Consider the following 3243-nt stretch of genomic DNA (forward strand, 5'->3'; position numbering starts at 1 on the left):
ATCTGCTCCTCGCGCAAGCGGCTCATCGCTGACGTCATACGCTTTGCCATCCACGGCTGATCTCCAGGACGCTCGGTGGGACACTTCCGGCAAGAGGTACTGTAAAGATTACAGTATCTTACCCGTCAGCCGTCCCGAGACGCTTGCGGCACCGGTGCGCCCGTCAGCGTGGCGGGCGCGGCGTCGCCATTCGCGGCTGAAGCGGCCCCACCAGTACTCTTCCAGCGTGACCAAGATCGATCCGGACAAGCTCAGCACCTGCCTGCAGGTGCTGTCCGAGGTCGAGTCGCTGCCTCCCGACCACCCCGATGCCATTGCGGTGCGCAGGGCCACGGCTGGCGTCTTCAAGTCGGTGAAGAGGGCCAGGCGGCACGCCAAGCGCGATGCGGTGGCCGCCGCAGACCGGGCCGTCATCGCCGCCACTGCGACCGCGGCTCCCGGCCGCATCGACGACGAGACGCAAGGACTGCCACTGGTGTCCGCCGTGGTCGGGGCCACCGCGGGGACGCTGCTGCGCTCGCGCGCCTGCTACATCTGCAAGAACCACCACACCGTGGTCGACGCGTTCTACCACCAACTCTGCCCCGACTGCGCCGCCCTCAGCCGAGCCAAGCGCGACGCGCGCACCGACCTCGCGGGCAGGCGTGCACTGCTCACCGGCGGCCGCGCCAAGATCGGCATGTACATCGCGCTGCGACTGCTGCGCGACGGTGCCCACACGACCATCACCACCCGCTTTCCCAACGATGCGGTGCGCCGGTTCGCGAGCATGCCCGACAGCGCCGACTGGCTGCACCGGTTGCGCGTGGTCGGCATCGATCTGCGCGATCCCGCCCAGGTCGTCGCGCTCGCCGACGCCGTCGCCGAGCAGGGCCCACTCGACATCCTGATCAACAACGCCGCGCAGACGGTCCGTCGCTCGCCGGGCTCGTACGCCGCACTCGTCGAGGCGGAACGCACTCCGCCGCCGGAACTCGTCGACGTCATCGCGTTCGACCACGTCAGCGACGCCCATCCGGCCGCGCTCGCGGGGAGCTTGGCCGAGCATCAGGTTCCACACGCCCGAGGCGCGCTGGCGCCGACATCCCACGCGGTGACCGAGCTGGCGCTCACGGCCCTGAGCGCCACGCCCGACCGGATCGCCGCGGGAACCGCGATCGACGCGGGAGGCCTTCTGCCCGACACCGCGTCGGTGAACAGTTGGACACAGCGGGTCGACGAGGTCGACGCGATGGAGTTGCTCGAGGTCCAGCTGTGCAACCAGACCGCGCCGTTCATCCTGATCAGTCGGCTGCGGCGGGCGATGGCCGCGGCGCCGGCCCGCCGCAAGTACGTCGTCAACGTGTCGGCGATGGAGGGCCAGTTCAGCCGCAGGTACAAGGGCCCCGGTCATCCGCACACCAACATGGCGAAGGCAGCCCTGAACATGCTGACCAGGACCAGTGCGGGCGAGATGCTCGAGCAGGACGGCATCCTGATGACCGCCGTCGACACCGGGTGGATCACCGACGAGCGTCCACATCCGACCAAGGTGAGGCTCGCCGACGAGGGCTTCCACGCCCCGCTCGACCTCGTCGACGGCGCCGCCCGCGTCTACGACCCCATCGTGCGGGGCGAGGCAGGCGAGGATCTGTACGGGTGCTTCCTCAAGGACTACGCACCGAGCAACTGGTAGCCCCTCGGGCTAGAGCCCCATGTTCTTGGCCACGATCAGTTTCATCACTTCGCTGGTACCGCCGTAGATCCGGTTGACGCGGCTGTCGGCGTACAGCCGGGCGACGGGGTATTCCATGATGTAGCCGTAGCCGCCGTGTAGTTGCAGGCACCGGTCGATGACGCGTGACGCCACCTCGGTACAGAACAACTTCGCCGACGCGGCATCGGCCGCGGACAGCTCACCCTTGTCGAGTGCCTCGACGGCGCGATCGACGACCGCCTCGCTGGCGTCGACCTCCGCCTGGCACGAGGCGAGCTCGAACTTGGTGTTCTGGAATGCTGCCACCGGTTGGTTGAAGACCGTTCGATCCTTCGTGTACGCCATCGCGAACTGCACGGCCGCCTTGGCCTGGGCGTAGGCGTTGACGGCGATGCCGAGCCGTTCCCGTGGCAGGTTGTTGCCCAGGTACGAGAAGCCGCGGTTCTCCTCACCGAGCAGATCCTCGACGGGCACCATCACGTCGGTGAAGCTCAGTTCGGCCGTGTCGGACACCTTCAGCCCGAGCTTGTCGAGCTTGCGGCCCACCGAGTAGCCGTCCAGCGTCGTGTCGACCACCAGCAGGGACAGCCCGTAGCGGCGGTCGTCCTCGCGGGGCGGCGCGGTCCGCGCGGCGACGATCATGCGGTCGGCAAGCACGCCGCCGGTGATGAACGTCTTGGCGCCGTTGAGGACGTAGTGCTTGCCGTCGTCGGTGAGCTTGGCGGTGGTCTTCATGCCCGCCAGATCCGATCCGGTGCCCGGTTCGGTCATGGCGATGGCGAACATGATGTCGCCCGAGACGAAGCCGGGCAGCCACCGCTGCTTCTGCTCGTCGGTCGCATAGGCCTGCAAATATGGCAGGCACAGCGTCACGTGAGCCCCGGAGGCGCCGAATGCGACCGCCGCGCGATTGGTCTCCTCGGACAGGATTGCCTGGAACTTGTAGGACTCGATCCCGGCACCACCGAACTCCTCGGCGACCTCGATCCCGAACACGCCGAGTTCGCCCAACTCCCTATAGAACTCGCGGGGGACGATGCCGCTCGCGTACCACTCGTCGTAGACCGGGACCACGCGGGATTCGATGAAGTCGCGGAGCGTCTTTCGGTAGGTCTCGTGGTCGTCGTCGTACAGTGTTCTCTTCATGGAACCAGCGTAGGCCGAGTGAGATTTCGCGCGCGATCGAACCCGGCCAAACCTGCGTCCGTCACGCGTCCAAATCACGTCACCAACGGCGGGGCGGCCGCTGGTCGACGTCGAGCGTTCCCGCGTAACGGTCACGGAGCCCCGTCAGCGTGGCCTCGATGCCCTTGGCATTGCTCTTCGCGAAACCCATCCTGCGGTAGTACTTCAGCCGCTCCTTGATCGGCCCGGCGTCGGTGTAGTCGAACGTCTCGGTCACCTTCGTGGTCGTCGCCGTCAGCTCGGTGAATTCCCAACGCCAGTGGTGTCCGACCGGGTGCCGCCACTCCACGAGTTCATTCGGCTTGATCGCCGTGACGACGCTGGTGACGCGGTACGGCACCCCGAACATCTTCATCTTGGTC

General features: G+C 67.2%; 3 protein-coding genes. 1 reads left to right on the plus strand and 2 read right to left on the minus strand.

Annotated elements, in window-relative coordinates:
* Positions 1 to 226: 226 nt before the first annotated feature.
* The gene (locus QOD90_RS13605; protein ID WP_526350496.1) at positions 227 to 1675 is read left to right on the plus strand and encodes an SDR family NAD(P)-dependent oxidoreductase; all 1449 of its coding nucleotides are present in this window, start codon (positions 227 to 229) and stop codon (positions 1673 to 1675) included.
* A gap of 9 nt (positions 1676 to 1684) precedes the next feature.
* Here the strand turns inward: QOD90_RS13605 and QOD90_RS13610 are convergent, their stop codons facing one another.
* Positions 1685 to 2842 carry an acyl-CoA dehydrogenase family protein gene (locus tag QOD90_RS13610; protein ID WP_526350498.1) on the minus strand — a complete coding sequence of 386 codons (1158 nt, stop codon included), beginning with the start codon at positions 2840 to 2842 and terminating at the stop codon, positions 1685 to 1687.
* Between the two features lie 79 nt (positions 2843 to 2921).
* Positions 2922 to 3243 (minus strand): SRPBCC family protein (locus tag QOD90_RS13615; RefSeq protein WP_526350500.1); only part of this gene is annotated, 322 nt, incomplete at its 5' end.

The organism is Mycobacterium sp., assembly GCF_032161845.1.
GTDB lineage: Bacteria > Actinomycetota > Actinomycetes > Mycobacteriales > Mycobacteriaceae > Mycobacterium.